Raw genomic sequence first — 214 nt, 5'->3', positions numbered from 1 at the left:
AATCATAGCCAAATCTGATAAATCTATCTTTGTGCGTTATGATTATGGTTTTGATTTTTTGTTCCATTACTTCATCCAATAATTTATTCCACTTCTTACGATTGTAATTCAGACCACTTCCATATTCTTCAATGCATTGGTCTACAATAATGCCTCTGGCATTACAGAATTGACGTAAAAACGATACTTGATTCTGTAAATCATCCTTTTGATT

Annotated in this window: 1 protein-coding gene; it reads right to left on the bottom strand. The window is 31.3% G+C overall.

Annotated elements, in window-relative coordinates; genetic code table 11:
- Positions 1 to 214 (bottom strand): recombinase family protein (locus tag GPK60_RS08195; RefSeq protein WP_215659266.1); only part of this gene is annotated, 214 nt, incomplete at both ends.

The organism is Ruminococcus sp. MCC718 (assembly GCF_018783905.1).
Classification (GTDB): Bacteria; Bacillota; Clostridia; order Lachnospirales; family Lachnospiraceae; genus Hominisplanchenecus; species Hominisplanchenecus faecis.
This window is presented reverse-complemented; position numbering and strand designations above follow the sequence as displayed.